Origin of the sequence: Phytohabitans flavus (assembly GCF_011764545.1) — a bacterium.
GTDB classification, from domain to species: domain Bacteria; phylum Actinomycetota; class Actinomycetes; order Mycobacteriales; family Micromonosporaceae; genus Phytohabitans; species Phytohabitans flavus.
In genome coordinates, this window is sequence record NZ_AP022870.1 from 990,587 (window position 1) to 1,017,085 (window position 26,499).

The window sequence follows — 26,499 nt, forward strand, 5'->3', positions numbered from 1 at the left end:
TGAGGGATTGTCAGCCGGTTGCGACACGGGCTGGTGCAGGCCGCGGATCGGCCCTGGGTGGCGGGTCGGCGCCCTCGCGGAGGCCGTGGCGGGCGTAGAAGCGGCGCAGCGGCGCCGGCGCCCACCAGTTCGCCCTGCCGAGCAGGCGCATCGTGGCCGGGACCAGCAGTGCCCGGACGATCGTGGCGTCGACGAGGACGGCGATGAGCATCGCCACGCCGATCAGCTTGATGAAGGTGATGCCGGAGATGGAGAAGAGCCCGATTACGACCAGGATGAGCAGCGCGGCGCTGGTGATGATCCGGCCGCTGCGCTGGAGTCCGAGCGCGACCGCCGTGGTGTTGTCGCCGGTCCGGTCGTACTCTTCGCGGATGCGGGACATCAGGAAGACCTCGTAGTCCATCGACAGCCCGAAGACGACGGCGAGTACCAGGATCGGCTGGGTCGCCTCCAGCGTCCCGGTGGAGGTGAAGTCCAGCAGGCCGGACAGGTGGCCGTCCTGGAAGATCAGGACCAGCGCGCCGAACGAGGCGCCGAGCGACAGGACGTTCATCACGATCGCCTTGATCGGCAGCACCACCGAGCCGAAGGCGAGGAACAGCAGGACGAACGTCGCGCCGACGATGATCAGGGCCATCCAGGGCAGCAGTTTGCCCACGGAGTCGAGCTGGTCGGCCAGCCGCGCGGTCAGGCCACCCACCAGGACCTGGCCGTCGGGCGGTGCCGGTACGGCCCGGATCCGGCTCACGAGGTCTCGCGTCTGCGCCGATATGGGGTCGCCCTGGCGACCCACGAGCCGCCACGCCACGAGGGCGCGGCCTCCGGGCCGACCAGCGCGCTTCCGCCCACCGCCAACGACGCCACCAGCGCCAGCACGGTTCCGTGGACGCGACGGCCACACGGATGCGGACGTGCTGCCCGGGGCGCCGCCGCCGGCCGACGAGCACGCCGACATTGAACGTGTCGTCGCGTACTGGGACGGCTCGGCGGCGGTGCGGGAGCGGCTTCACGCCCTCGCTCAGGCATCGGCGAGCGTGCTGCTGTTTCTTGAATACATCCCGCAAACCCTGGACGTCTGGTTGACCAGCCACCTCGCCGCCGGTCCAGACGCCGTCGCCGCCGCCTGCGCCATGGTGCATCGACAGCTGCGCGCGGACATCGCCTTCATGAACACGAACGGGCTGCTGCACTTCGACGCCCCCTTCCGCAACATCCTGACCGACGGCCACCGTCTCTACCTTGCCGACCTCGCCTGGCCAGCTCCCCGCGCTTCGACCTGTCCACCGGCGAGCGGGACTTCCTGGCCCTCAACGCCGGCCACGATGCCTGCTATGCGGTGAGGGAGCTGCTCAACTGGATGGTCGCCAACGTCGTCGGGATCCCCGCTCCCGACACTGGTGGACCGGTCGAGCGTTACGACTACATCCGCCGCTGCGCCGCGGGAGCCCGACCCGTCGGCGTCCCCGAGCCGGTCGCGGAGCTGATCAGCCGTTACGCGCCGGTCGTGGCCATCCTGAACGACTTCTACTGGAACTTCTTCGGTGAAAGCCGGGCAACGCCATACCCGGCCCAGCAGATCACGCAGGCGATGCCCCTGATCCCCGGCTTCGCGCCCGATCCACCGCCTCACAGCCCGCAAACAGCCGCCGTAAACGAGGATCTGGCGCCCTCCGCCTCACCACAGATGTCGAGTGGCTGAGCAGCGGGCCTCCACCAGCGACAGGATCAATGAGACAGCTAGCTATGCAGTCAGGGTCCGCAACGGTCGCGTACGGGCCTGGGGTCCGTGTCCTCGGCATAGCTGATCTCGAGCCGTACGCGACCTTGCGGAGTTCGTCGCCGAGCGATCCGGGCATCCGCGCAAGCTCCCTATGATGATGTGTGGCGCGCAGATCGCGGCGGATTTGGCGTGGGCGAGATGGCCAAAGGCGGGTGCGGTGCATCAGTAGCACGCAGGCCGTATTCCGGGTATTAGGCGTCTTGGGCTGGGGTCGGGAGGCGGTGGAAGCCGAATTCTGGGTCGCGGCTGTCCAACAGAGGTGACCATCCCGAGGTTAGGAACTGCGCCAGCGGGCCCACGGCCATCTGGCGACGGTTCACGATGGTGGTGCCCTCGTAGGTGGCGACCAGGATCGCCACACTGCGATCAGGCATGGTGTGGAATCCTTCGATGCGATCGTCGGGTGGCATCGCCGCGACCAGGGTCAGCTGGGTGCCTGCCGGATCGGCTCGGAAAAGCCCGTCCACGCGGCGCGGCCCGCGCTGCTCGGTCAAGGTCGCGCAAAACCACACATCGTCGCCGGCCACCTGAACATCACCGTAGAACTCCCACAGCCGATCGGCCGGCAGCTCGGCCAACTCCTGCAACAAGGCCGTGGCCCCCGATACACCCGCACGAACGTGGCCGCGCAACCCCATCCCGAACCTGCCCGTGTCACCGGACGAGATGTCGAGCAGGCGAGGACCGCCACCGTGGATATAGATGACGGTGTGCCGGTCCAGCCACGCGTAGCGGTACACGCTCGTACGGAACTGCGTCGACCCGCCCGGCTCGACCGGCTCCACACACAGCCGGCGGCTATCACCCCGCCACCGCACCCACCCCACCACGTCCCCGCCAAGGTTGACAGACAGCGACGGCGGACCCCAACCGAACCGCCCCACCTTCACCTCACGGACCACCACACCGTCCTCGTCCAGTAGCGTCAGTCCGGCGCCGCGATGCACCACAAAACCGCCCTGCGGCAGACACACCGGATCATGCGCGTACCCCGCGTACACCTGCTCCCAGACGCCCACCCGCGGGTCGCACCGGAACAGACGCAGCTCACCGCGGTCGTTCGCCCTCACGTCCGGAACCCGCCGACCGACCCGACTCGCCGTAGCGATCAACTCCCGACGATGTCCGCACCACCGGATCGCTGACACGAACGAAAACCCCCGCAACGGGACCCGCCACGACTCGGCCTGCGGGCCCGACGTCACCACCAGCTCCCCATGACCGCCACGACGAAACACCGCAACAGCATGCCACCACGGCTACTGCGTCCCGAGGCGCAGACCGCACCGGGTCGCGGCATGAGCGGGCGTTGGCCGATCTTCACGGGTAGCCCACGAATTCATCTTCGCTACGGGCGCTTGTCCTCCACATGAACGACCTCAAGCTCGCGCCCGTCCCGGTCACGCTTGCTACGCCCGCAAAGCCCAACCGCAAGATCGGTGCTATCGGGCACCTCATCCGGCTCGACATAGGTCAAGACATCGTTGTGGTGGCCGTAGACAACCCAACCCGGCCCAGGATCGAGAGCAACCACGCCGAAGTCACCAGCGGGCCCGCCGGCACGAGCAGGTCCGTACTCACGCAAGATCTCCACCGCCTGCTCGGCCAGATCAGCCGCCGGACCTGGACCGGGAAACACGACGCAGGTGCCATGCGCGAACACCACCCACGACTTCCTCTCACCTCGTATGACCCGACGCCACACCGCCGCGAGTCCATGCTCCGCCACAGCGACGATCATTCCCCAGCCAGCTCACCTGGGCTACCCGGACAGCATCACAACCCGCGCCATATCAGCGGCAGGTCCGGATACGGGTGGTACAAGGCAGGGTTAGCCGCCTGGCCGTCCGGTCGTCGGTGAGCCCGAGATCAGGGACGTCACAACCTCATCGACGGTGACGCCGCGTTCCTGCGCAAGTAGGCAAACCGCGCGTTGGGCGATGTCGACGACGGCTGCCTGAAGTAGAAACGTGTCGACGCGGCTGACCGCGTCGTCCACGCGCGCTTGCTCGCCGGCTATCCCCGCGAGCAGGTACTCGCCCGCTGCTTCCATCGCTTGCCGCTCGCGAGCCGCCTGCCGTTCGGCCCTACGCCTGCCGAGCACATCATCCTCCTGTTCCAGCGCACCCATCCGCGCCCGCACAGCGACCCGCCAGGCGTCAACGCCCAGATGCTGCACGCGCCCACGCATGATCGTAAGCGTGACCATCTGGGATGAGCTGACCTTGGAGCAGTACGCCGTGATGATCGCCGCGATCGAGGAGGCGTACCTCGTCGACGTCATGGACGAATACGGTATGCGCCTGCAATGGGCGAAGACCGGCGACCGTGGCCGGTCGTCCAATCTCGACGACGACGCCAAACGACGACTGGTCCCCCACTTCGCCACCGTGGTCGCCGACATGGTCACCCGTAACTGGATCGAGGTACGTGAGCCGAACTCCGGCAACGGAGACGACGCAGAGCCCATGACACCCGCCCAACTGCACGACGCGCTGCATGACCCTACGAGCTGGCTGGGCACGCTGGACAGCACACACCGAATGGTCATGCTCATGCGAACCGACGAATGGGATCACTTCACGGCGGGCATCCACTGAGCAAGTCCACCGGTAACGCATCTCCTGGCCGCTGCTTACGCGACTGAAGCCCGCCCACAACGCACGCTGACGCCGAGCCCGGCGCCACGCACGCCCGGATCGCGGCATGTGCGGAGGTCGCGGTCATAGTTGAACGTCTCGCAGGGCGTGGCGGGTAGGGTTCTGCGTGGAGGACTTCAACGTGGCAGGCCAGGCACGCGAGGACGTCGTTCGACGGATACTGCTGGAGATGGCGGATCTGGCGCTCTCGGTCACCGACGGACGGGGTGTTTCACGGACGCTTACCAAACTGGCCGCTGACCTCGACCGTGCGGGCGACGACAGAGCGGAACGCACGTCGGTCTTACGGATCATCCTCGCCATGTATCAACAGGGCATGGGTGGGTTTCAGGACTTCACCCTCCAAGACCAGAACGGCGTGCAGCCTGAGCAGGTTGCTTTCCAACACCTACGGGATCGCCTGTTCGCGCAGACGCTGCATGAGCTGTGACGGAACGTCGCAGTGTGAGACGACTCAATTTGTGGCCGGACGATCAATACTGTGTCGTACTTGCCTCGGGCGACCGAGCGTCGACGGACGTACACAGACCGGCTATCGGCCGGGCACCGATGCCGTCGCGATGCGACGAATCGGCGGCGGAACCACCAACACGTCGTACACGGACGGTAGTCAAATCTTCGGCACCGCCTGTGTAAGCTGATCCCTGCGCGACGGGAGGGCTAAGTGAAAACCTACTGGCGCAGCGGCACGCCGTTTGCGCAGCGTCCTGCCTTCAGTTGGCTCCTCCTGGCGGTGTCGCTGGTCGTGATGGCTACCACGCTGGTCCTGTTGTCCCGCGCCTCTGCCAGCGACCGGAGCCTGCGGCGCGATGGAGTTCGGATTACGGCCACCGTGGTGGGCGAGCGGTTCGCCGGGCGAGCTCAGATCTGGATTTTCCAGTACGAGTACGCTGGTACCACTTTTGAGAAATCGATTCAATGTGCGGTCTGCTATGCGGTGGGCGGGAAAATAACGGTCTATGTGGACAGGGATGATCCAAACCGGTTTGTCACCGCGGAAGGTGGGGGTAGTCGCAGTCGGTCGGAGGGTGCTGGCTGGGTGCTGATGTTTGTCCTGCTCATCCCACTGGTCTGGAGCGTCAGGTCTCTTGTGCCCACGCGGGCGCCGTGACTAGAACCGATCCGACCCGACCCGCCCTGATCCGCGCAGCCGTGCGGTTAATCTCCTATCAAGGTCGATCAGGGACCTCGCCAGAACGTTTCAGCAGAAACGTCGTGCCCAGCGTGCCGAAGACGGTCAGCAGCCCCAACCTCCGGGCCGTCGACGATCCTGGTTGATCCGACGCTGCCTGGTCTTCGACCAGACGCGTGAAGAGCTCTTCGGGCAGCACCGACAGGACGGTACTCCGCAAGCGGTCATCGACACATCTGGAAGCCGAGCCCTTAACCGCCGGCGACTACTGTGATGGCCTTCGAGTCGCCGGTATCGATCGACTAGCCGCCACTGGCACGGGTGGTCACAACACGTGGATGTTCTCGATCGCAATGAGCCAGAGATGTGGAGCGACCTCGGTGAACATCATCTCCACGCTAAGGTCAGAAACCCCTTCCTCCTCGGTCATCAAGGGCAAGACGACGAACAGGCGACGCGGCGAGCCCTCCAGCTCGATCACGTCCACGCCAGCTGGCAACTCACCTTCCGGCGGCCCGCGCCAACGTCCTCCCATAGGTCTCCACGGCCGCCCGCATCTCGACCGCAGCCAGGTTCTTGGACTTGGTCATCGACTCCAGGGCCGGGTACTCACCGTCAACGAGGAGTCCGAGCACGATGTTCAGCTCCGTGGTGATCTCAGCCAACAGGCTCACGGCAGGTTCTTCCGGTTCGTAGAAGTTGAGCGGCCGTAGTCTCACACTCGCCCGTAAGCGCATCCGCGAGCTGGAGCGACATCGACATGCCGTGACGTCTCGTAGCGAGCGGATCGCGGCAGGTCCGTGCATGTGACCTTGGCCGGATCGCCCGGTTCAAGTACTACAGTCGCCCGATGACAAAGGGAACACTTGGACACGCCCCGTAACGGCGAACACGTCCCACGCAGTCATGGCCGATAACCGGTGAAGACGTCACGGAGAAACAACTTGAAAAAGGTCCCTTGGTCGCCAATTTGGTAGCCGTCACCTCCGCCCGATTCTCGGATCATCCGGCCGACACGAGTATGCGTACCGCCCACCACGATCACGGTCGGTATTAGAACAAACATGAAGATCGGCATCAGTTCCAAAATGCTTTCTGGCAAGACTTCGAGCGCAACCAATCCTATGAGACTACACGCTCCAGCGAAGCCAACAAGAAAGACCCGCCAGCCCACCACAGTCACTCGATAGGCGGTCGTCCGCCGGATTTCCGGAATCGCGCTCTTGTCCATGGCCGTCAGTGCCCCTAATACCACATCCACGCCAACCCCGCCACGAGCGTAAGTCCCCGGCCTTCCAAACCCATTGCCGCCAACAGCGTTCGCGGTCCGCTGCGCCACCGACCTTGCGCCTTGAGCCCGGCCGTCTCAAACGCCAACGAAGCCAAAGCAGACTCCCAGCCACTCACCAAATCCTGGCCCTCAGCGGCGGCAACGTGCTTCGCCCGAGCCACGATGCCTCGCCACTCTTCGGACAAAGCAGCCATCACTGGTTCGTCGGCCGACACAGCCAGCCACCCTCCCAAGAGACTGCATCCAACCTGTTGAGACCGTACTGAACCCGACCGATCCAGCACACCCACGATCATCCGAACGTGCATCCGCTCATCGGCATGACAGCCCGTCGGACGGTCTGTCGATGTACGGTGGCCTAAGTCTGCGGACGAGCGAGGGATTGGCGAAGGACTGGCGATGGATTACTACGCCGAGGGCTCGCGTGAGGTGCCGCTGGTACGCGGCCACGACCAGCAGATGTGCGCGCTCACGTGGGCTTTTCGGCGCGATGGCGACTACGAGTTGACCATCCAAGCCCCAGACGGAGCCGTTCGCGCCGTCGGCCGCGACCTCTTCTATGTGCTGCAACTGCTCCGTCGCCAGCTGGAACCGTCGGGCTGGCAGGTGGCAGTTCAAGGCGGCCGTCGTACCGCGTGGGCGTCAGGGATGCAGCGAAACATGACAGGTGGGAGACGGGTCTACATCTGCGAGCTGGGGCGCGAAGTGAAACCACGCGAGGCTGTCGATCTCTTCGCCCCGGCCCAGGATGGGGACATCGACACGGTCGACGCGCAGCTGGCCTTCCACGAAGAATGGAAGGCCAGCCGTCACTGGCCCGCCTGACAACAGAGCGAGAAACCTCGGCCCGGCCCACCATCTCTTGGTGCGCCATGCATACGCCTACGCCCGCTCATCGGCAGATCCGGATACCGCCCGAGCACCACCGCGACGCGCGTAGCAGTGCGCGGTCACGTTCGGTCTGTTGTGGCGCTGGCGATTTGGACGCCGTATCCGGCGGCGCGGATTCAGACGCGAGCCTGGTGGCCGATGTGATCGTGGTCAGTGTGCGGCATTCTGCGCGGCATGTCCTTCGGTGTGGTGGTGGCAGTGGTGGCGGCCCTTGATCCGCATCCGCGCGTGCGGCGGTGGGGAAGTCTTTCGTTTGTGTTCTCGATGCGGTGTGGTCGATTTCCAGCCGGTATGACGAGGTGGTGGTCCCGCTCGTCCATCGGGTCGCTCGGGCCAACGGTGTGACGCATCTGCTTGTCGATGCCGCTGTTCCGCTGCCCGCCGATTAGCTACCCCTGGCGCTGTTCTTGGACCGGTACCCCACGGCGGAGGCGTTGCAGGCTGTCACGAATGGCCAGCTCACGTCAACGCGGGGTGGCATCGCGAAGTCTGAGGCGGTGCTGCGGTACGCGCGGATTCTGCTCGAGCACGGCGTGCCTGACCTCGCCGCGGTCGCCGGCATGATGGCCGAGCAGGCGCGTTGGGACGCCGTCGAGGCCGCCTTGGCGAAGATTCCTGGAGACGGGCAGGAGGGCGTGCGGCGTGGCTACCTGTGGATGCTGTGTGGACGCGATGATCTGATCAAGCCGGATCGGATGGTTCTGCGGTGGCTTGCTCGGCACGGGTGTTCTGTCACCGTGCTCGAAGCTCGTGATCTTTTTGGCAAGGGTCGCGCGAGAGCTCACCGTGCGGCTGCACCGGCCGGTGATGCCGTGGATGGTCGATCATGCCATTTGGAAGGACGAACGTGCTGGGTCGTCGGGCGGACAAGTCCGTCCGACGATCGTGTTCGACGTCGGCGGCCCTCCTCCGGTCAAGAACGAGGCGCTGTCGTTGTTCGCCGCGAATCATGGCCAGCGTCAGCGGGTTGAACATCTTCTGGTGGCCGCCGCGGCTGCGGCGAAGCGCGTGGGCTGGGTGAGTGTGCGCGACAGTGTCGAGCTCGATGTCACCGTGCGGTCGCCGTCGCGACGGCCATCGGGTGACGCCACGAACTTTCTCGGTGGGATCGCGGACGTGTTGCAGGGCAGGAAGGCCAGTCATCGGATAGACCTGTCCCACCTCGGCGAGTTGGCTGGGTTCGCGCTGTTCGATGACGACAGCCAGATCCAGGAGGTCGCCTACCGGGTCGTGCAGGACAGCGCCCCGTCGTACACGGTGCAGGTGACGCTGCGGTAGTTCCAAACGCGCTATCTGCGGCAGTTTGGTGTGCGTGGCCTCATGCGTAACGGAATGCTTGCACCCCGCCGATGCCCGTCTCTCGTTCAGGTTGTTCCGGCGCGGAGTGCAGGGCCTTTGCTACGGTCTGCGCCATGGTTGCCGTATGGCGGATCGCGAACTACCACCGGGCCGAGGCGCCCGTGACCGAGCCGATCACCAAGTTCGGCGGTCAGCCCACCTGGCTTGAGCAGCCACAATGGCCACTCAGCGCGGCCTGGGGCACGCCGATGCGCTTCCTGTGCCAGATCGTGCTGGAACCCGAACTCGTCGGCGACGGCCCGGGACGGCTCGCGTACGTCTTCGTCACCCACGGCGACCACGGGCGCGACGTCGAGGAGTTCGACCCGGACGTCATCTTTCCCGACGGCGGCGAGAACGCCGTGATCGTCCAGCCCGGTGCCTTCGCCGGGCCAACCAGCTCGCTGACCAGCGGCCCGACGCTCTACCACAAAGATGGGTCACCTGCGGAGTACACGGTGGACCTGGTCCGTGGCGAGGATCCCGATCCCATGTCGTCCGACGCATACCTGGCACTGCCATCCGAACAACAGGACCGCTATTTCCAGGCGGTCGACCACGACAAGATCGGCGGGACAACCCTGCTGATCAACAACCATGACTGGCCTGCTGGCGGGCCTTGGCGGCCCCTCCTGCGCCTGGCAACGAACTGGACGCCGTTCTACCTCAATCTCGGCGCCGCACCGGTGGCATTCGCCTTCCTCTCCACCGACGGCCGCGAAGGCTGCCTACTCGTCCAGGACTCCTAGCGCGGCCGCTGCGCAGGTCTGAATCCAGGACCCATTCGTCCCAGCCTGTCTCCAGGGCGCATCGTCCGCTCATCGGCAGATCCGGTCGTTGCCACCCGTCACGAGCGGCGCCCTGTTCGCGGCATGTGAGCATGGCAGGGTGCAGACCGGCCGTTCTCGACAGGTGGGGTTCGCGTGGTGATGGCGCGGCCCGCCGCGGGTGGTGGGCGGTGGGTGGAGATCTCGCCGGAGCGGATTCGTGGTTGGCTTGACGGCTTCTACGGCCGGCACGACGGCGCCATCGAGCAGGGTCTGGTGTTGACCGGGGTGAGCAACGGCGATACAGCCACTCTGTATCCGCCGCCGGGGCTTGCCGACGTACAGGATGTCGACATGCTGCTGGCTGGCGTTCTCCGACCGCCGCGGATCGCCGTGTTGCTGGCGCGCAAGGGCGCGGTCGCCGCCGGTGTCGCGGACGGTACGACGTTGACTGTCTCCAAGGTCGAGCGTTTCTATGTGCAGGGTCGCACCGCGGCTGGCGGTTCGTCGCAGCAGCGCTACGCCCGTCGCCGCGCCAACCAGGCCGGGGCTGCCACCCACCGGGCCACGGACATTGCCGCCCGGGTCCTGCTGCCCTACGCGCCTGGCGTGCACGCCGACCCGCACGACGATGCGGTTAGTGCCTTGGTCTGCGGCGGCGACCGGTCGATGATCGACGCGGTGCTGACAGACCGGCGTCTGTCTGCACTGGCGCGACTGCGTCATCCGCATCTCCTCGAATCCGCCGAGCCGCGGTTGGCCGTACTGCAGGATGCGGCGGTCACAGCCAGGCGGATCCGTGTCCATCTGATGCCCTGACCACGAGCAGGTTCAAGCAAGGCCGACAATCACGCGACCAGGTGACGCGCGACAGCCAACGGCGCTGACCTGTGCCCAACGGTCCGTAGGCCGCGCGCTTGCGGCATGAGCGAGCACCTGATCAAGCGCGCGTTCACACGGTCCCTCGGTGCGAGCCTGGCGTGCTTGAGAGGTTGTTCGAGATCCGCTACTCGGGTCAGGTCTCAGGCGACCCTCTCGATCTCGGCACGTAGTTCGAGCGCGAGGACACCGGTCTGCAGAGTCGGCGGAGTTTGTTGGTGACGAGGAAATCATCATGCGGAGCATGCCCCGACCACCCAGGCCTGCCGGTGCCCGGGAAGGCAACCACGGTGGTGGGCTGGGATCTGCTCAACGGCGCCGCCGGCCAACTGGCGGAACTGCTGACCGCCGGCTCGGCACCCCACCGCCGTACGCGAATCCGGTCGACTGACCGCCGGCCACCGGCGCCGTCCGTGACCGTGCGGACAGCCGGAAATGCGTTTCTCCGATTGCAGGCACTTCGTAGGATCTCCGGTGATCAAGGAGGATGACGCAGTGGGCGATTTCCAGCAGTTCGTGACGGATGTGACTACACGTCTGTCCACGATGTCCAAGGGCGAGTTGTACGTCGTCGGCGACGGTCTCGACCGGGACTCACTCTGGCTCACCTTTCTCGATTCCTTCCCCGCCGGCACCAATCTCCGGTTCCGCGAGCGGTCCGAGTACGACTGCTCGACCTGCCGTGGGTTCATCAAGAACTTCGGTAACCTCGTCGAGATCCACAACGGGCAGGTCCGCTCCGTCTGGTCCGGGGTGTCTGCATCCGACCCGGTCTTCTCCGTCGTCGCCGCCGCAATGGACGAATTCGTCGGCACGCTGCCGTTGTCCACCATTTTCCGGTCCACCGAGGAGCAGTACGGGACAAGGACGACTCGGACGCTGCGCGACGGCCAGGTCGAGGTGTGGCACCACCTGCACGGTCGGGTGGAGAAGCGGCATCGCATCAAAGACGTCGGCGCGGCACGGGGCGCCTTCAACGCCGCGGTGCAGGTGTTCCAGCGTGGCCTGGCCGAGCTGACCCAGCACGCTCTGGACACCGTCGTCGACCTCATCGACGACAACGCCCTCTACCGCGGCACGGAGCATCGTCGGGCGGTGACCGAGTTCCGGTCACTGCAGAACCGGTGGACGAAGGCGACCGACGGACAGGCCTTCATTTTCGCCAACGCCATGAACCCGGCGGCCCGGTTCCGCAACACGGTGATCGGCACCCTCGTCCAGGATCTCTCCGCGGGCGTCGACCTGGAGCAGGCGGTCCGGTTGTTCGAGACGAAGGTGGCACCGCAGAATTACCAGCGCCCCACGGCGTTGATCACCCCGGCGATGGTCAAGGCTGCCATGAAGACCATCGACGAGTTGGGCATCGAGGAGTCGTTGCAGCGACGGTTCGCCCGGCTGTCGGACGTGTCGGTCACCAACGTGCTATGGGTCGACAACGACACACAGTCGCGGATGAAGGACGGCATCGAAGGGCTCCTCATGCAGGTGGCCACCATGAGGTCGGCAGGTGCGCGCCTTCGTGACGCGAAGCCGGAGGAGATTCCCGTGGTCACCTTCATGAAAGACATCCTGCCCGGCGCCGCGACCATCGACCTGTGGGTGGCCAACAGCCACGAACCGCAGTTCGTCAGTCTCACCACCGGCCGGCACCCGGCCGCCCCGCGGCTGTTCACCTGGGACAACGATTTCGGCTGGTCCTACAACGGCAACGTCACCGACTCGATCAAGGAGAAGGTCAAGCGGGCCGGCGGCAACGTCACCGGCAAGCTGCGGGTGAGCCTGTCCTGGTTCAACCACGACGACCTCGACCTGCACGTGTTCGAACCCAACGGCGACCACATCTGGTACAAGGACAAGCGCGACAAGCTGGACGTCGACATGAACGCGGGCGGGACGTTCTCGCGCGAGCCGGTGGAGAACGTCACCTGGACCGACAACGTCCCCGACGGCGAGTACCGGATCGAGGTGAACCAGTTCAACAAGCGGGAAAGCGCCGAGGTCGGCTTCGTGATCGAGACCGAGAGCAACGGGAAAATCGAGCATTACAGCCACGAGCGGGCGGTCGACCACAAGGAGACCGTCGACGTGGGCCGGATGACGGTCGCCGACGAGGTGATCACCGCTTTCCGGCCGGGCAAGGGCATGCAGCCGGGCAGCGCAGGCAAGGACCTCTGGGGAATCACCACCGAACAGTTCGTGCCGGTGTCCACCGTCATGTACTCGCCGAACTACTTCGACGACGGCGAGGTCGGCAACCGCCACTACTTCTTCATCCTGAAAGGGTGCGTGAACGACCAGCCGACCCGGGGAATCTACAACGAGTTCCTCCGCGGCGACCTGCAACCGCACCGCAAGGTGTTCGAGGTTCTCGGCGATCGCACCAAGTGCGAGCCGTCCCCGGATCAGCTGTCCGGCCTCGGCTTCAGCTCCACGGTCCGCAGCTCTGTGGTCGCCAAGGTGACCATGACCGGCGGCCGGCGCCACCTCATCAGTATCCAGTTCTGATTTCCTACCCGGAAAATCGGAGAGAGGCCATCGTGACCATTTTTGAAAAGGCCACGCGGGAGAAATTCCGCTACCCGTCGGCCAAGGGACTGCTGACCACGGAACAGTTGTGGGAGCTTCCGCTGACCGCCAAGTCCGGCTTCAGCCTCGATGACGTGGCCAAGGCAGTCAACGCCGAACTCAAGGCCATCGACACCGAGTCGTTCGTGGCCACCGAGACCAATCCGGCCAAGGCGACCTTGGAGACCAAGTTGGAGGTCGTCAAGCACGTCATCGCCATCCGTCTGGCGGAGGACCAGGCGGCGAAGGCAGCGGCAGCCAAGAAACTGGAGAAGGAAAAGCTGCTGGCAGTCCTGGGCCGCAAGCAGGACGCGGTCCTGGAAAACCTGACCGAGGCAGAGCTGCTGGCCCGAATCAACAACCTGTAGCCCGCCTACAATCAGCGTCTGCCAGCAGGCCCGCACATCGCCGAGAAGTACGGTCGCCATGCAAGACTTGCGCGACCAGGCCGGCGCCCAACGGCCACTTCTCGGCGAACTCACATCGGTACGACAGCGGGCGCGACGTCCGCTCATCGGCAGATCCGGTAGCCGTCTTCCAACTGGCTTCCGCTACTCAACGTAGCTACGACCTGGCCGTCGTGGCTGGGCCTATGAGTCGCGGTGACTGTCGAGGCGATCGGCACGGCGTCGGTGGCTTCGAGCACATTCCCGGGCCCGGCGCCGAGCAGCCGTCGGTGAGGATCTTACCGCTGCGCCGATGAGGAACACGGATGCTGTCGATCTGAGTCATCGTCTGCGTGGGCGGTGTGGTCGGCCGTGTAGATCGGGGGGCATGAGGACAGCCTGTCGACTGAATGCCTGGCCCGACAAGGACCTCCGCCCAGCGTCATATCTTTGTTCACGAGCGGCGTAGCCGACCGTTGGTGGGTTCGCCGGAGCTGTGGATGGTTCCGGCGATTTCGCGCTGCAGTTGGGCGGCGAGCGCGATGGTTTCGTCGGAGGGTTCGACGTCGGTCTCGGCGAGCGCGTCGCGGAGCCGTTGCAGTTGTGTGCGGATGCCGGCGGCGTCGCCGGCGCGGGCGAGGACCCGCATGACCTGCCGGGCGACGTGTTCGTTGTAGGGCTCGAGGGTTGCTGCGGCGGTGGCGAGGTCGCGGGCCTGTTGGGGGTCGGTGCCGGCGACGAGGTCGGCCAGGTGCAGTCTGGTGCGGAATCCTTGGCGGCGTAGTTGTTCGCGTGGCCGGTCGATCCAGTCGTAGTCGAATCCGGCGGCTAGGTCGCCGGTGTCGGCCTCGACGGCTTGTTGCAGGGCGGTGATGCGGGCGGTTGGGTCGGTGGCTGCGGCGGCGGTGCGGTGGGCGTCGACGAGCCGCCAGAGGTCGATGTCGAGTAGGTCGGGGTTGAGGTGGTAGCGGCCACCGGTGTTGATCACTGGCTGGACGTCGTTGTCGCCGGCGGCTTGGCGGATCTTTCCGCGGAGGTCGCCGACCTCGGTTTGGAGGCGTTCGCCGGCGCGGGTCACGCTGGCGTGTGGCCAGATCACCTCCATGATGTCGTTGCGTTTGGCGCCGTTGCGTTGGACAGCCAGGTAGACGAGCAATTGCCGGGCGTGCATGCGCAGTGCTGGCGTGGGCTGATCGTCGCGGTCGGCGATGGTGACGCCGCCGAGCAGTTGGATGCGCACGCGGTTGGCTGCGGTTTGGCGCGAGGGTGCCGGGGCAGATGTGGGTCTGGTCGTGGGGGTGTCCGTGTCCGGGGCGGGGGTGGCCGGCAGGCTATGGGTGGCTGGCTCGACCGGGTCGCCGGGCGGTGGTGTTTCGGAGTCGGCCGTCGGTTCGGCTGGTGGGTCTGGCTCCCGTTCGTTTTCCGGTGTGACGGGCGCGGCGGTTGGTGGGAACACGTTCGGGGCATCTTCGATGGGGCCGGTTGTGGTGGGTTCGCCGGTGTGTGCCTCGCGGAGCGCGTGTAGCAGGTCCACTGTGGTGGAGACGTCGAGCACGGCGAGGCGTTCGTTACGGCTGTCGGTGTGTCCGTCGGCGCGGACGGTTCGGGTTTCGCCGCGGGGCCATTGGCCGAGCAATGCGGCGTTGATCCTCAAGGGAGCGCCCAGATAGAGGGTGTTGGTCAGTTCCGCGCGTTGTTCCCCGTCGGGCACCTCGGCCAGCAGGACGACGGGTGGCAGGGGCGGGTGGTAGGGGTCGGCGCGCAGGCTGTCGAAGTCGTCGGCCTCGTTTTCCTGCAGCGTGCGTTGTCGGTTGACGACCAGTTGCAGCAGGTGGCTGAGCGCGTCGGGCAGGTTGGTGGTGATGTGTAGGCGGGGGATCGGTCCGATTTGGACGGCGTGGGCGCCGAGCAGGGTGGTGAGCGTGTCGGCGGGGATGACTACCTCGCCTTTGCTGTCCGGGTCGTTGGGGCTGCCGGTGGACAGGGTGGCTACCAGCAGCGCCCGTGCGGCGGCTTCCGCGTTAGGCCCGGTCAGGCCGAGCCCGCCGGACGGGATGTCGCTGATGCCGGCGAGGGTCGGCCCGGTGGGTCCGCTGGGCGGCGGCTGCCAGTCAGTGTCGCCGCTGGCGTACTGCGAGACGGTGGGCTGTGGTGGGGGCGGTTCGAGCAGCTGCGGGGCGCGCTCTTGGACGGCCCGGCGCAGCCGGGCGACCGGGGGCGGCAGCGGACGCAGGTCGGAGTCGTCGGTATCGGCCGCGTCGACCGGCTGCGGCCGGTACCGGTGCCGGCGGCGCAGCCAGATCATGGCGCCGGCGGCGGCCAGCGCTGCGGCGAGGGGCAGGCCTACCCAGCCGCCGCCGGGCAATGTGACGCCCTCGCCGCTGTCGGCGGCGCGGTGCTGGGCGGGTGGGTCGCTGCTGGGCGAGGCTGGGCTGGGACTTGCCGTGTTCGGGCTGGTGGAGGTGGAGGGCGTGGTGCCAGGTGGGGGACCACGCCGTCGGGTTCGGTCGGGGAGATGGCCGGGCTGCTGGACGGGGGAGTGGGGATGTGCGTCGGACTGGCGGAGGCGGGGGGCGACATGGGCGGTGGCGTGGTGGTGGCTGGACCAGGCGTGGTGGGCCTGGGTGCGGCCGGGGCTGGTAGTGCCGGGGTGGCCGGAGGCGGTGCTGGATCCGCGGCGGTGATGAGGGTGCCGGTGGCGTGTGGTCGCGGGCCGCGGTCGCGGGCGTCGGCGGGCAGCACGACTTCCCAGCCCGGCTCCCAATGGTCAGGGAAGCGGGCGTCGCGACGCTCGAACTTCGGGTTGAGGTTCTCGATATCGGTGTAGCGGCCTGGGGCGCCGAGGAATCGTTCGGCGACCATCACCATCCAGTCGCCTTGGGCGACCCGGTAGACCGGGCGGTCGGCGTGGGCGATGTTTGTGGGCGTCGTCGTGGCGGCGATCGGTGTGGTGGCTGGCGAGGTTGTTGCCGTGGCGGTGACCCAGCTGGCGGGCGTGGATGCTGATGGGTGGGCGGGTGTGGTGGCGACCGCTGGGGTGGAGTGTCCGGCCACGGCGATGACGGGGGCGGCGACCAGCACGCTGGCGGTCACGCCGGCCACGAGCCAGCCGGCGAGGGTCTGTAGTGGCGAAACCAGCCGTAGGCGCGGTGCGGGGACGCCTCGGACAGCGGCGGCGATCTCGAGCAGGACGCAGGCGGTGAACGCCGCCCACAGGATCCACGCCGCGACGGCCAGGACGTCCAGGATGAGGGTGTCGGACACCGGCTCGGTCAGCGCGTTCAGGACGGCGTTCCCGGTCGGCGGGGTGGCCGGCAGGGGCGAGCCTATCTGGGTGAGCAGGCCGTACGGGATGCCGGCCAGCGTGGCCAGCAGCAGCACTGCTTTGACCGCCCGCGCGATCAGGCTGCCGATCCCGCGGGTCAGGGCGGACATGACACGCACCTTTCACCCTCCTGTTTGTGTCGTCAGGGGCTGGTCGCGGGTACCGCGGTCGCGGTGGCCTTCATGGAGATGGATTCGATGCCGATGGCTTGCAGGAGCAGGGTCGGCTGGTCGCGGGTCACGGTCACCGTGATCTGGGTCGTGGTGGCGGTCGCGGTGCCGTTCGCGCCGGCCTGGTTCAGGAATTGCTGGGCGGCGTGCTGCGCGGCGGCGGGGTCGAGGCGAACAAGGCCGTTGTCCCGCAGCGTGGCGAGGTCGAGCTGGTTGGCGCCGGCGCGGGCGGCCTGCTGGGCGATGTCGAGCGCGGCGACGCGGGCGGCCATGGCGTTGCCGCCGTCGAGCACGGCACCGGACAGCAGTCCGACGATCAGGACGATGCCGATTGCCCAGGCGGTGGCGGAGCCGCGGTCGGACCGTGCGCCGCCGGTAGCTTGGGCGAGCCGGCACGGTAGCCGGCGGGCCGCTCTCACGAGCCACCGCCTGCGTCGAGGCCGCGGTAGGTGTCGATGACAGCGTGTGTGGTGGCGGAGCCGGTCAGGCTGCCGGGCAGGCCAAGGCCGGTCAGGCCTGCGGTGCTCATCGTGCAGGTGATGGTCACGGCGACCTGGCCGCCGCGGACGAAGTGGCTGGTGTCCACAGTGACCTGCAGCGGATCACAGGTGCGGTGGTGGCTGGCGAGGTTGGCTTGGGCGGCCTGCGTGGCGGCGACCTGGGCATCCTGGGGGCTGCGGGCCATGGACGCGGCGCGGGAGGCGGCGGAGGCGGTGGAGTTGAGGTCCATGCGGGCGCCGGCTACCTGGGTGCAGAAGATGGCGAACATTGCCATCAGGGCGGCCAGGGGAAGCACGAGCATGGCCATCTCCGTCGTCACCGACCCCGCGTCCACGGGCAGGGGAGAGCGTCGGGCCCGGCGCTGCGCCGGACACTGTCTGCTGTGGACGGTTGGGGTGCTGGCTGTCATGGCACCGGATCCAGGGTTTCGACGGGGCCGTTGACGGTCGTGCCGACCGGAATACGCAGGAAGGGGATCACCTTGATGGCGGTGCCCTTGACGGTGACGGTCGCGGTGGCGGGGCCCCGGGTCACCGAAACGGTTGGCTGTGTGACGAGGTTGGTGTTCAGCTGTGCGAGCACGGTGGCGGCGTCGGACTGTCCGGCGGCGGCGGTGCCGCCCTCGACCCGGGTTGCCTGCAGGGCGTGGTTGGCCGCGTACCTGGTCGCCAACTCGGCTAGCCCCCACGCGGCTGCCTGCACCCCGACCAGCATCGCGGCCAGCATGGCGGCGTAGTAGCCGACCATCTCCACGGTAGTGGACCCGCGGTCCGGGCCCAGCCGACCGCGGCGACCTGACGCACTGCCGGGCGTCCCGGCTCGACGCCGCGTCACCGGGTGCTTCCCGAGGGCGTTAGCCGGTGCCCGTTGTCCAGCTGGGGTTCCGCTGCGCCGTTCGATGCAGCTGCGGTAGGCGGTGTCGGATCGTCGGAGGCTGACTGGTCCGCGGATCGGGAAGCGTCGCGGGCTTTGGCGTGTGCTTCTCGGTAGCGGCGGGCCGCGCGGCGGCCAACCCCGGTGGCATCGTCGAAACGCCCGGCCGCGCGGGCCAGGTCGGCGCCGGACGGTTCCTGGCCGGCCGCCACGCCCTTGCACCATGCCGCGTACATGGCCGTGTCCTCGTTGCTGCCCGGCTCGTACACCGCTGGCGGCGGCCCGTCGTCGGACGGCAGGTTTGGTCCGTCCGGAGCCACGGGGGAGCCCCGGACGGGACACCGGAGGCTGGCGGCTGGACTGCCGTAACCGGCGGGGCGGGCACGGCTGCCGGTTCGGGCGCCGGATCCGCGGCCGCGCCAGCTGCTGCCGCGGCGGCGACGATCTTCGGGAGTGGGCCGTTCTGCTCGCCCGGGCGAAGGTCAAGGTCGGTAGGTGCGGCTGCAGGGGCCAGCCGGGCTGGAGCCAGGTCGGCGGCGATGAGGGCCGTGAGGGTGTCGTAGTCGGCCTGCCGCGCCAGCCGAACGGCGATCTCATCGAGGTCATACACCGCCAGCGCGATGTCCGCGGTTGCCGGGTCGACGGTCGAGCGGATCTTTCGGTGCAGAACCCTGGAGATGGACCGCTGCCGGCGTTCGCGGCGGACCTCGTGGCGGGCCGCGGACAGGGAGCCGTACAGGCCCAGCCGTGGGTTGGCCTTGGCGATGGACTTGGCGCGCAGCGTCAGCCAGGGATGGCGTATCCAGTGGCCGAGCAGCTCGTAGGCGGGTGTCGTTGGCGGCAGGTCACCGGTGGCCCGCAGCCGGTCCCGGCGCTGGTTTTCCGCGTGCGTGAGCCACACCAGGTAGCCGAGCGCGGACATCCCGGCGAAGAAACCGCCGAGGAGCCGGTCGTCGTGGGCCAGCCAGTTGAACGCGACGGCCCAGGCGGCGATGAGCGCCGAGAGCAACCGTGAGGCGGCGGCGCGTTCGCCGAGGCGTCGGCGCACGTCGGCGTTGGCGAGCACGACGACGCCGCCGAGCTCGAGGCTGACGACCGCGGGTATCGCCCAACCCACCGGAATGTGCAGCGCCTGGACCGCGCCGGAGACCTGACCGGCGAGGGCGACCACCAGGACGACGATGTAGAAGCACTGCCGCATCAGCGAGGTTCGCCGCAGCGCAAGCTGCAGGTCGGCGTCGAGGTCGACGCCGCCAGCGGTGACCGGGCGGTCAGGTCCCGCGGGCGGCTGATGGACGGGGGTGGACGTCACCGGACCTCCGATCATGCGCGACAGGGAAGCGGCCGTTGGTGTCTCTGGCTGATTGAGGCGGGGTGAGCCTGTTACCGAGGAGATCAGCGGCCGGGACGGGCCACCGTCGATGCCGCGTCCTGGCTGCCGCGCGGAGCTACCAGCCGAGGGTGACAGTCAACGCGTTGGCGAACCCGCGCAGCTTGTCGCGGAAGATGGCGCCGACGCCGCTGACCACGACGGTCGTGGCGGCGGCCCAGAGGATCTTGTCGGCGGTTTCCATCCCGGCGTCTGGGGCGCGGCGCAGCCTGCGCACCTGGTCGGTGATCAGCAGGGCGAGCCGGATCGCCAGGTGGAGCGTGAATCGGTTGAGCATCATCGTCCTTCCACAGCGGTCGCGATGGTTGGCGGACTCACAGGCTTGAGGTGATGGCGACGATCGGCGGATACAGCAGGAACAGCAGATAGCCGAGGCCAAGTACGAGCAGCGGGAGCGACATGCGGGAGCTGGCTTTCTCGGCTTCGGTTTCGGTTTCCGCGGTGGCGGCCGACCGCATCGCCGCGGCCCGCGCCGCCAGCGACGCGCGGACGCGGGCGCCTTCGGTACCGGCGAGGGCGATCGCGGCGGCCAGCTCGGCCAGCTCCGGCACGCCGGTGTCGTCGCCGAGTTCGCCAAGGGCCTGCCACGGTGGTTGGCGCAGCACCCGCGCGGTGGCCAGGACCTGCCGCAGCCGGTCCGCGGCCCAGCCGGTGCACACGCTCGACGCCTCGCCCAGGGCCTGCTCCAGGCCGGCGCCGCGGGCCAGGCTGATGGTCAGCAGGTTGAGCAGGACCGTAAGGGTGTGGCGCAGCTGCGCGCGGCGCCGCTGCGCCTGAGCGTGCAGGTTGGTGTCGGCCCACCGGAACCCGAGCGCGGCGCCGAGGACCGCCAGCCATAGCGGTATCTGGCCGCCGAAGCCGAGCATGGTCGCGCAGATCGGGATGATCAGCGCGCCGAACAGGGTCGCCGTGGTTTGTTCGGCGAGGTGTTGGGCGGTGTCCTTCTGCAGCGTGGCGAGGTCGTGGCGGACCTGGGCGCGGGGCAGGCCGAGCCGTCGCGCGGGCGCCGCGAGCAGCTGGTAGGCGCGCAGCCGGCCGCTGGTGTGCGGTTGCGGTGGGCGGCGCAAGGTTTCCAGGACCTGCCTCAGCGGACGGCGGGGTGGGCGCAGCCCGTAGGCCAGCAGCGCCAGGCCGAGGCCGGCGCCGCCGCCGGCGAGGATGGACTGGGTCATCATCGCGTGCGCACCGCCTCGCCGGCCGCCGATGGGGCGGTGTCGAGGTCGAGCACCCGGGGCAGGGGTTTGGCCTGGGACAGCGTGTACAGCCAGCGGAACCCGACCGCGAACATCACGCCCACCAGCGCGAGCACGATCTGGCCGGCGGCGCTGTCGTACGGGGTCAGGTAGCCGCGGTTGAACACGACCAGGCCGACCGCCATCGCGAGCGTGGTGCCGATGATCAGCCGGGCGTCGGCGGCTGCTTTCGCTCGGCCTTTTTCCACCCGCCGCTGGGCGGCGACGTCTTCGCGGGCGGCGGCGGCGAGCAGGCTGAGCGGTTCGGCGAGCCGGCCGGCGCCGTCGCGGGCGGCCAGCAGCAGCGCGGCGACCACGGTGTCGCCGACCGGGTCGGCCAACTCGGTGCCGAAGGCCCGCAACGCGTCCGGCAGTCGCACGCCGCGTTGCAGCGCGGCGGCGAGCCCTGCCACCGGCGCGCGGATCGGGGCCGGCGCGGTGGGGGCGGTGGCGATGATGGTCTGCTCCAGCCCGGCGGCGCCGGACAGGGTGGCGACCAGCGACTCGGTCCACGTGGCGATGCCTTCCAGGCGGCGCAGCCGGGTCTGCCGCGCATGTTCGGCACCCATCAGGATGCCCGGCAGCAGCCAGACCGCCAGCCCGGCCCACAGGCCGCCGACCAGCCAACGGGTCGCGAGCGCCACCAGCGCGGCGGCGACCAGGGCCGCCGCGACATGCACCGGGCCGCGGCCGGCGGCGACGCGGCGCAGCCCGCCACCGCCGGTTGCGGTAATGGGGCGTGGCTGGCGGCGCAGGCCGAGGATCAGCAGATACCCACCCAGCCCGAACCCGGCCCCGAACACGATCGCCAGCAGCCTCACCCCGAATTCACCACCGATCCCATTCGAACTGGGCGGGGTTAAAGCCCACCGTGGCCAGCGTTTCGAGGGTTTCGGCGCGTAGCGGGGTAGCCGGCACGGCCCGTTTGTCCGGGCCCGGCCGGTACACCTCGTTGGAGATGATCTGGTCGCCGTCGGTGCCGGCCACCTCCCGCACCGACGACACCACCCGCACACCCTCGGCCGTGAAATCCAGGTGCACCACGAAATGCACGGCCGAGGCCAGCAACGCGACCGCGGCGCCGCGGTCATACCTGGCCGGCGGTTCCATCGCATAGGCCACGAGCCGCAGCAGCGCCTGCGCGGAGTCGCTGGCGTGCACCGTGCACATCGACCCGTCGATACCAATCGACATGGCTTTGGCCATCCACACCACCTCGGCGCCGCGGACCTCGCCGACGATGACCACGTCCGGGCTCATCCGCAGGCTGGACCGCAACGCCCGGGACATGTCGAACTCGCCAGCGCCTTCGGTGTTGGCCATCCGGGTTTGGATCGCCACCATGTCCGGGTGATCCGCGCGGTCAAAGCGCAGCTCGGAGGTGTCCTCGATGAGGATCACTCGCCGTTGCGGGGGATCGCATACCCCAACGCGCCCAGCAGGGTGGTCTTGCCCGCGGCCGGGCCGCCGGACACAACGATGTTGCGGCGGGCGCGGACCAGCGCCTCGAACAACGCCGCCATCCCCACGGTCAGCTCACCCTTGCCGACGAGGTCGCGCAGCGTGTCCTGGCGTGGCGGGAACAGCCGGATCGACGCGGCGACCCGGTCGGAGACGTCCATCAGCGCATGCAGCCGGGCCCCGTTGGGCAGCCGCACCGACAGCTCCGGCTCGGCGCGGTCGAAACGCCGCTCGTGCCCGCCACGGCGGGCCGCCGCGGCGCCCTGCTCGCGCAGCAGCGCCTCCAGCTCGGCATCGGACGACGCGACCGGGCCGACCCGTTGCTTGCTGCCGTCCCGGCGGCGGACCCACACGTTGTCGAACCCGCTGATGTTGATCGTCTCGATCGTCGGGTCGTCCAGCAGCGCCTGCAGCCCGCCCACACCGGTGAACAGGTCGCGCAGGGTGCGGTGTACCCGGGCTTCGGCGGCGGCGTCCAGCGGTGGCCGCCCGGCCTGCAGCCGCTGTCGGGCGTACCCGTCCAACGCGTCAGCGATCGCGGCATCGACGGCCGCGCCGCGGTCGCCGGCCGGCAGCTGTTCGCCCGCGGCGGCCGCTGCGGCCAACCGGCGGCCGACCACGTCCCGCAACGCCTCCACCGCTGCCGCCTCAGCATCGTCCACCACGCTGGCCGGCCGGTGCAGTACCAGATCGGTCATGGCCGGCTCACCACTGCTGCCGCCTGCTTCGGCAGCGGGGGCCGCAGCACCGCCGGCACGGCGCGCCCACCACCGGGGCCGGTGCGGGCCTGATCCTCCGCATGCAGCGCCAGCGCGATCGCCCGGGCCGCGCGGGGCAGCTCGAGCCGCGTCCACCCCACGCCGGGGTGGCCCGCCCGGCCAACACGGCCGCGCCGCGCTGGTCCTGCGGGACCTGCCCGGCCACCGGCAACCCCACCGCGGCGGCGATCTCCTCCACCGGGCAGGGCGGTCGCCCCGCCACAACCAGCCGCACCGACGCCCGCATGCCCGGCAGCGCCAGAATCCGGTCCCGGCGCACCTGCACCGCGTCCACGGCCTCCACCCCCGGCCAAGTGGCCAGCAGCAGCACGTCGGCCGCGCACACCAGCGGCAACGCCGGTGACGCCCAGTCCAGCCGGCCGGCATCAACCACCACCAGCCGGTCGGCCGCGGCCCGGCGCAGCAGGCCCAGGCAGTTACGGGCCACCATCTGCACCACCTGCACACACTGGCCCGGCGCCCGCCCATGCGGGCCGGCAGGCTCGTCGACGAGCTGATCGGCGGGTGCGAACACCACGTCCACGCCCAGCGCGATCCGCTGGGTGTAGGCGGCCAGGTCACGTCCCTGGTCACCGGCCCGGGTGTCGGCCGCCAACTCCGACAGGCCAGGCTCGCGCCGGTGACCGAACCGGAACGCCAGATCACCGCCGGCCGGATCGGCCTCGACCACCACCGCACCCGGCACCGGCCAGCGGGCGGCCAGCGCCACCGTCACACTCGTCACGAACGGCGAGCCCTTAATCGACGCGACCGCGACCAGCATCGCCTCACCCCGCCCGACCCTGCACGACCAGCACCGCGTCCCCGGAGGCGCCGGCGATGCGCACCGCGTTGGCCGACGTCATCAGCAGCGACACCACCGTCGTTCCGCTGGTATCAGCCGGCGCCGCCGACACCACCGCGGCCTCGGCCTGCTCCACCTGCCCGGCGGGCGCCCCGGCGTTGCCCGACGAGGCAGGCACCACCATCACCAACACCTGAACACCCGCCGCCACGCCGGCCGGCGCGCGCCCCGGCTTCAGCGACACCGCGATCACCGACTGGCCCGCCGGCGGCCAGGCCGCCGGCCCGAGCAGCGTGTCGGACAACAGGCTGTTCGCGGCCAGCGGCAGCCGCAGCGTCCGGCCGACCACTGTGGACCTGTGCGTCTCCGCCACAGTGCTGATCGCCGCGTCCGGCACGATCTGCACGACCATCAGGTCCGCATCAGTCAGCGCATGCCCGGCAGGAAGCGGGCGGGCCACCGCCAACACCGCGGTCCGCGGATCCACCCGCACCGCGGTGACGCCGAACGCCAACGCGCACACGACCACCAGGACCGCGCCCAACAAGATGTGCGGGGCGCTCCGCCGTCCCTTCAGCCCACCGGCGGCACCGACACCCGGCCGGGGTTGGGCCGTGGTGTGACCGTTTGCAGCGTCGTCATCGTCTAGCCCGTCCCGCTCGAGTTGAGTGCGCCCGCTTGCACCACCCGCAGCTGGGCCTGCGCCGTCGTGGTCAGCGCCGGCCGGGTGCCGGACTCGCCACCGCCCGACCAGCTGATCTGCCACGTCACCGTCGCCCGCACCGGATACGTTCCGCTCGGCGGTGCTGCGGTGTAGGTGTGGCCACACGACGGTGACCGCAGGCTGGGGTCCATACCGGACCGCCACCGGGTACCCGGGCCGTGACAGGTCACCTGCTGCCCGTCGCCCATCGACCACACGACCGTTGCCGGCGTGGCGGTCGCCGAAATAGTCAGGCCACCGGCCGATGCCGTCGCCGACCGCTCAACCCACGAACCGGGATCCACCCACAGCCAGGTCGGGACGAACACCACCTGCGGCGCGGGCGGTCGCGGGTTCACCTCGATCAGCGGAGCCGGCAGCCGCAACCGGCGCACCGCCTGGTCCGCCAGCAGATCCCGGCTCGGCCCCTGGCCGGCGAACTGCCGGAAACGCACCAGGCTCGCCGGCCAAAAGTTGGTCAACGGGTCGCCGCACGAGCCGATGTACCAGCGCTGCGGCGGAACCGCCTTACCGCCCCCGCTTCGGCCGCCGCCAGCTCGTTCCCGGTCGCCGGCTGCCACCAGCAACCGTCCCCGCCGAACCAGCCCTTCCCTGGGATGTGGCACGGGACCACCCGGCCGCCGAAGTCACGGCATTCCGCCGCGTCCGCTGCCTGACTTCCCTCGCTACCTGAAGTACCGGCGACTCTCGGGGCGACCACGCATCCTGGCGCCGTCGGAGTCTGCTCGCAGTCAACGAACTCTCCTCGATGTGCTGGCGCTGGTGTGGCGATGCCGATCGTTGCGACGACGAGGATGCTGACAAGACCTAGTCTTCGTGCGGCTACGCGCATGTGCCTACCTCGTGAAGTCCGAAGCTGGTGACCTTCCACGAGCCGTCCGTCTGCCGCTCAACGGTCGCCAGACACAGGCTCGGACCGCCGGGCTTGTCGCTGTATGCCGGGCCGGGTGAAGCTCGGACGATGCGGCTCTTCGCGGTGTTGACGCAGTCCTTGATCTCGATCTTCGTTGGGGTGCTTGCTGGTGCCAGCTCGGTTACGTGTGGAGACAGGACAAACTTGCCCTCGCCCTTGAGGCCCTGATCCCGCACCTGCCGCACACCGTTCCGCAGTGTCTGCAATGCATCGGCGGTGGCGTATCGAGCGAGCTCCGGGCTGTCCGGGTCCGGGGCGACCAGAACACGCATGTACGCGTCCCACATGCCGCGGTACGCGCCCACCGCCGCCTTCATCGCAGACGCCGGATCAGTTGGCGCCGCGCCGGTTGGCGTCGTTGCGGTGGAGGGTGCACTCAGCGACACCGGCGCAGTCGGGGATGGGTTCCCGTCCGGGGGCGGCGACGAGCAACCGGCCAGCAATACAGCGGTCGCTGCCAATGCCAGCCAACGCGCTCGACGGCTTAGCCTGCCCATCAGTCGTCCTCCCCGAGACCCGTTGGGAACCGTCATACCCCACCTCCGACAAGATTCGCTACTGTCAGTGTGCGTGCACATACCGTGTGCGCAAGTGGTGCGTGTTGTGTCCACGTTCAGCCTGCGCCCGCCAACCGCACGCGCAAGTTGCGCGCACGTTG

The 26,499-nt window shown here is 68.6% G+C and carries 34 protein-coding genes; 11 read left to right on the forward strand and 23 right to left on the reverse strand.

What is annotated here, in order from left to right; all coding sequences use genetic code 11:
• Positions 1–10: 10 nt before the first annotated feature.
• On the reverse strand, positions 11–955 hold the full coding sequence (locus tag Pflav_RS04115; RefSeq protein WP_197937939.1) for an MMPL family transporter: 945 nt from the start codon (positions 953–955) through the stop codon (positions 11–13).
• Here Pflav_RS04115 and Pflav_RS04120 point away from each other — a divergent pair.
• Positions 912–1,340 carry a hypothetical protein gene (locus Pflav_RS04120; protein ID WP_173033850.1) on the forward strand — a complete coding sequence of 143 codons (429 nt, stop codon included), beginning with the start codon at positions 912–914 and terminating at the stop codon, positions 1,338–1,340. The two genes, Pflav_RS04115 and Pflav_RS04120, sit on opposite strands and share 44 nt — an antisense overlap.
• A complete protein-coding gene (locus Pflav_RS04125; RefSeq protein WP_173033852.1) occupies positions 1,337–1,699 on the forward strand; it encodes a hypothetical protein in 363 nt (120 codons plus the stop codon). Before Pflav_RS04120 ends, Pflav_RS04125 begins: the two co-directional genes overlap by 4 nt.
• A 272-nt stretch (positions 1,700–1,971) precedes the next feature.
• Here Pflav_RS04125 and Pflav_RS04130 read toward each other — a convergent pair whose 3' ends face one another.
• The 3 genes from Pflav_RS04130 to Pflav_RS04140 form a co-directional block, all read right to left on the reverse strand.
• Positions 1,972–2,799 (reverse strand): hypothetical protein, encoded by an 828-nt coding sequence (locus Pflav_RS04130; RefSeq protein WP_173033854.1) that lies wholly within the window; start codon positions 2,797–2,799, stop codon positions 1,972–1,974.
• A gap of 329 nt (positions 2,800–3,128) precedes the next feature.
• On the reverse strand, positions 3,129–3,446 hold the full coding sequence (locus tag Pflav_RS04135) for a hypothetical protein (RefSeq protein ID WP_232070975.1): 318 nt from the start codon (positions 3,444–3,446) through the stop codon (positions 3,129–3,131).
• Between the two features lie 165 nt (positions 3,447–3,611).
• Positions 3,612–3,989: a hypothetical protein gene (locus Pflav_RS04140; protein ID WP_173033858.1), complete on the reverse strand. Its 378-nt coding sequence runs from the start codon at positions 3,987–3,989 to the stop codon at positions 3,612–3,614.
• Between Pflav_RS04140 and Pflav_RS04145 the strand changes: the two genes are divergently transcribed.
• From Pflav_RS04145 to Pflav_RS04155, 3 genes are all read left to right on the forward strand, one after another.
• Positions 3,982–4,380 (forward strand): hypothetical protein, encoded by a 399-nt coding sequence (locus tag Pflav_RS04145; RefSeq protein ID WP_173033860.1) that lies wholly within the window; start codon positions 3,982–3,984, stop codon positions 4,378–4,380. The two genes, Pflav_RS04140 and Pflav_RS04145, sit on opposite strands and share 8 nt — an antisense overlap.
• A gap of 166 nt (positions 4,381–4,546) precedes the next feature.
• Positions 4,547–4,870 carry a hypothetical protein gene (locus Pflav_RS04150; protein ID WP_173033862.1) on the forward strand — a complete coding sequence of 108 codons (324 nt, stop codon included), beginning with the start codon at positions 4,547–4,549 and terminating at the stop codon, positions 4,868–4,870.
• A 234-nt stretch (positions 4,871–5,104) separates the two neighbouring features.
• Positions 5,105–5,551 carry a DUF3592 domain-containing protein gene (locus Pflav_RS04155; protein WP_173033865.1) on the forward strand — a complete coding sequence of 149 codons (447 nt, stop codon included), beginning with the start codon at positions 5,105–5,107 and terminating at the stop codon, positions 5,549–5,551.
• A 58-nt stretch (positions 5,552–5,609) separates the two neighbouring features.
• On the opposite strand, the gene Pflav_RS04160 is transcribed toward Pflav_RS04155, so the two are convergent.
• From Pflav_RS04160 to Pflav_RS04175, 4 genes are all read right to left on the reverse strand, one after another.
• The gene (locus Pflav_RS04160) at positions 5,610–5,771 is read right to left on the reverse strand and encodes a hypothetical protein (protein WP_173033867.1); all 162 of its coding nucleotides are present in this window, start codon (positions 5,769–5,771) and stop codon (positions 5,610–5,612) included.
• Between the two features lie 126 nt (positions 5,772–5,897).
• Positions 5,898–6,059 carry a DUF7668 domain-containing protein gene (locus tag Pflav_RS04165; protein WP_173033869.1) on the reverse strand — a complete coding sequence of 54 codons (162 nt, stop codon included), beginning with the start codon at positions 6,057–6,059 and terminating at the stop codon, positions 5,898–5,900.
• Between the two features lie 13 nt (positions 6,060–6,072).
• Positions 6,073–6,246 carry a hypothetical protein gene (locus Pflav_RS04170; RefSeq protein WP_173033871.1) on the reverse strand — a complete coding sequence of 58 codons (174 nt, stop codon included), beginning with the start codon at positions 6,244–6,246 and terminating at the stop codon, positions 6,073–6,075.
• 230 nt (positions 6,247–6,476) lie between these two features.
• A complete protein-coding gene (locus tag Pflav_RS04175) occupies positions 6,477–6,911 on the reverse strand; it encodes a hypothetical protein (RefSeq protein ID WP_173033873.1) in 435 nt (144 codons plus the stop codon).
• A 351-nt stretch (positions 6,912–7,262) separates the two neighbouring features.
• On the opposite strand from Pflav_RS04175, the gene Pflav_RS04180 reads away from it, so the two are divergent.
• The 6 genes from Pflav_RS04180 (at position 7,263) to Pflav_RS04205 (ending at position 13,671) form a co-directional block, all read left to right on the forward strand.
• Positions 7,263–7,688: a hypothetical protein gene (locus Pflav_RS04180; RefSeq protein WP_173033875.1), complete on the forward strand. Its 426-nt coding sequence runs from the start codon at positions 7,263–7,265 to the stop codon at positions 7,686–7,688.
• 777 nt (positions 7,689–8,465) lie between these two features.
• Positions 8,466–9,032: a hypothetical protein gene (locus tag Pflav_RS42845; RefSeq protein ID WP_180201258.1), complete on the forward strand. Its 567-nt coding sequence runs from the start codon at positions 8,466–8,468 to the stop codon at positions 9,030–9,032.
• Positions 9,033–9,166: 134 nt separating this feature from the next.
• Positions 9,167–9,841, forward strand: a complete 675-nt coding sequence (locus Pflav_RS04190) for a YwqG family protein (RefSeq protein WP_173033877.1) — start codon at positions 9,167–9,169, stop codon at positions 9,839–9,841.
• A 174-nt stretch (positions 9,842–10,015) separates the two neighbouring features.
• Positions 10,016–10,678: an acVLRF1 family peptidyl-tRNA hydrolase gene (locus Pflav_RS04195; protein ID WP_173033879.1), complete on the forward strand. Its 663-nt coding sequence runs from the start codon at positions 10,016–10,018 to the stop codon at positions 10,676–10,678.
• A 555-nt stretch (positions 10,679–11,233) separates the two neighbouring features.
• A complete protein-coding gene (locus Pflav_RS04200; protein WP_173042223.1) occupies positions 11,234–13,243 on the forward strand; it encodes a hypothetical protein in 2,010 nt (669 codons plus the stop codon).
• Between the two features lie 32 nt (positions 13,244–13,275).
• Positions 13,276–13,671, forward strand: coding sequence for a hypothetical protein (locus Pflav_RS04205; RefSeq protein WP_173033881.1), 396 nt, complete (start codon positions 13,276–13,278; stop codon positions 13,669–13,671).
• A 472-nt stretch (positions 13,672–14,143) separates the two neighbouring features.
• On the opposite strand, the gene Pflav_RS04210 is transcribed toward Pflav_RS04205, so the two are convergent.
• From Pflav_RS04210 to Pflav_RS04275, 15 genes are all read right to left on the reverse strand, one after another.
• Complete coding sequence (locus Pflav_RS04210) at positions 14,144–16,054, reverse strand: AfsR/SARP family transcriptional regulator (protein WP_173033883.1); 1,911 nt, start codon at positions 16,052–16,054, stop codon at positions 14,144–14,146.
• Positions 16,033–17,124: a hypothetical protein gene (locus tag Pflav_RS04215; protein ID WP_173033885.1), complete on the reverse strand. Its 1,092-nt coding sequence runs from the start codon at positions 17,122–17,124 to the stop codon at positions 16,033–16,035. Before Pflav_RS04215 ends, Pflav_RS04210 begins: the two co-directional genes overlap by 22 nt.
• Before the next feature lie 32 nt (positions 17,125–17,156).
• Complete coding sequence (locus Pflav_RS04220; RefSeq protein WP_173033887.1) at positions 17,157–17,603, reverse strand: pilus assembly protein TadG-related protein; 447 nt, start codon at positions 17,601–17,603, stop codon at positions 17,157–17,159.
• Positions 17,600–17,986 carry a TadE family protein gene (locus tag Pflav_RS04225; protein ID WP_173033889.1) on the reverse strand — a complete coding sequence of 129 codons (387 nt, stop codon included), beginning with the start codon at positions 17,984–17,986 and terminating at the stop codon, positions 17,600–17,602. The genes Pflav_RS04220 and Pflav_RS04225 overlap by 4 nt, the downstream gene beginning before the upstream one ends.
• Positions 17,987–18,090: 104 nt before the next feature.
• On the reverse strand, positions 18,091–18,432 hold the full coding sequence (locus Pflav_RS04230) for a TadE family protein (protein ID WP_173042224.1): 342 nt from the start codon (positions 18,430–18,432) through the stop codon (positions 18,091–18,093).
• Positions 18,433–18,538: 106 nt separating this feature from the next.
• Entirely contained in the window at positions 18,539–19,870 is a 1,332-nt protein-coding gene (locus Pflav_RS42850; protein ID WP_180201259.1) for a DUF2637 domain-containing protein, read from the reverse strand.
• A 136-nt stretch (positions 19,871–20,006) separates the two neighbouring features.
• Positions 20,007–20,228, reverse strand: coding sequence for a hypothetical protein (locus tag Pflav_RS04240; RefSeq protein WP_173033891.1), 222 nt, complete (start codon positions 20,226–20,228; stop codon positions 20,007–20,009).
• 34 nt (positions 20,229–20,262) lie between these two features.
• Positions 20,263–21,120, reverse strand: coding sequence for a type II secretion system F family protein (locus Pflav_RS04245; protein ID WP_173042225.1), 858 nt, complete (start codon positions 21,118–21,120; stop codon positions 20,263–20,265).
• The gene (locus Pflav_RS04250) at positions 21,120–22,001 is read right to left on the reverse strand and encodes a type II secretion system F family protein (protein WP_232070976.1); all 882 of its coding nucleotides are present in this window, start codon (positions 21,999–22,001) and stop codon (positions 21,120–21,122) included. Before Pflav_RS04250 ends, Pflav_RS04245 begins: the two co-directional genes overlap by 1 nt.
• 7 nt (positions 22,002–22,008) lie before the next feature.
• Positions 22,009–22,581 carry an ATPase, T2SS/T4P/T4SS family gene (locus Pflav_RS49245; protein ID WP_232070977.1) on the reverse strand — a complete coding sequence of 191 codons (573 nt, stop codon included), beginning with the start codon at positions 22,579–22,581 and terminating at the stop codon, positions 22,009–22,011.
• The gene (locus tag Pflav_RS49250; protein WP_173033895.1) at positions 22,578–23,339 is read right to left on the reverse strand and encodes an ATPase, T2SS/T4P/T4SS family; all 762 of its coding nucleotides are present in this window, start codon (positions 23,337–23,339) and stop codon (positions 22,578–22,580) included. Before Pflav_RS49250 ends, Pflav_RS49245 begins: the two co-directional genes overlap by 4 nt.
• A gap of 7 nt (positions 23,340–23,346) precedes the next feature.
• Positions 23,347–24,183 carry a P-loop NTPase family protein gene (locus Pflav_RS04260; protein ID WP_173033897.1) on the reverse strand — a complete coding sequence of 279 codons (837 nt, stop codon included), beginning with the start codon at positions 24,181–24,183 and terminating at the stop codon, positions 23,347–23,349.
• Between the two features lie 4 nt (positions 24,184–24,187).
• Positions 24,188–24,751, reverse strand: a complete 564-nt coding sequence (locus Pflav_RS04265; protein WP_173033899.1) for an SAF domain-containing protein — start codon at positions 24,749–24,751, stop codon at positions 24,188–24,190.
• Positions 24,752–24,849: 98 nt separating this feature from the next.
• The gene (locus Pflav_RS04270) at positions 24,850–25,488 is read right to left on the reverse strand and encodes a PKD domain-containing protein (RefSeq protein WP_232070978.1); all 639 of its coding nucleotides are present in this window, start codon (positions 25,486–25,488) and stop codon (positions 24,850–24,852) included.
• Between the two features lie 262 nt (positions 25,489–25,750).
• Complete coding sequence (locus Pflav_RS04275) at positions 25,751–26,158, reverse strand: hypothetical protein (RefSeq protein ID WP_173033901.1); 408 nt, start codon at positions 26,156–26,158, stop codon at positions 25,751–25,753.
• Between the last annotated feature and the right edge of the window lie 341 nt (positions 26,159–26,499).

Bases quoted from the DNA above. Each gene is read 5' to 3' on its own strand.
- Pflav_RS04190 (WP_173033877.1), top strand. From the start codon at position 9,167: ATGGTTGCCGTATGGCGGATCGCGAACTACCACCGGGCCGAGGCGCCC.
- Pflav_RS04240 (WP_173033891.1), bottom strand. From the start codon at position 20,228: ATGATGCTCAACCGATTCACGCTCCACCTGGCGATCCGGCTCGCCCTG.
- Pflav_RS04115 (WP_197937939.1), bottom strand. From the start codon at position 955: ATGTCGGCGTGCTCGTCGGCCGGCGGCGGCGCCCCGGGCAGCACGTCC.
- Pflav_RS04225 (WP_173033889.1), bottom strand. From the start codon at position 17,986: ATGCTCGTGCTTCCCCTGGCCGCCCTGATGGCAATGTTCGCCATCTTC.
- Pflav_RS04215 (WP_173033885.1), bottom strand. From the start codon at position 17,124: ATGTCCGCCCTGACCCGCGGGATCGGCAGCCTGATCGCGCGGGCGGTC.
- Pflav_RS04230 (WP_173042224.1), bottom strand. From the start codon at position 18,432: ATGGTCGGCTACTACGCCGCCATGCTGGCCGCGATGCTGGTCGGGGTG.
- Pflav_RS04140 (WP_173033858.1), bottom strand. From the start codon at position 3,989: ATGGTCACGCTTACGATCATGCGTGGGCGCGTGCAGCATCTGGGCGTT.
- Pflav_RS04180 (WP_173033875.1), top strand. From the start codon at position 7,263: ATGGATTACTACGCCGAGGGCTCGCGTGAGGTGCCGCTGGTACGCGGC.
- Pflav_RS04245 (WP_173042225.1), bottom strand. From the start codon at position 21,120: ATGACCCAGTCCATCCTCGCCGGCGGCGGCGCCGGCCTCGGCCTGGCG.
- Pflav_RS04275 (WP_173033901.1), bottom strand. From the start codon at position 26,158: ATGAAGGCGGCGGTGGGCGCGTACCGCGGCATGTGGGACGCGTACATG.
- Pflav_RS49250 (WP_173033895.1), bottom strand. From the start codon at position 23,339: ATGACCGATCTGGTACTGCACCGGCCGGCCAGCGTGGTGGACGATGCT.
- Pflav_RS04260 (WP_173033897.1), bottom strand. From the start codon at position 24,183: ATGCTGGTCGCGGTCGCGTCGATTAAGGGCTCGCCGTTCGTGACGAGT.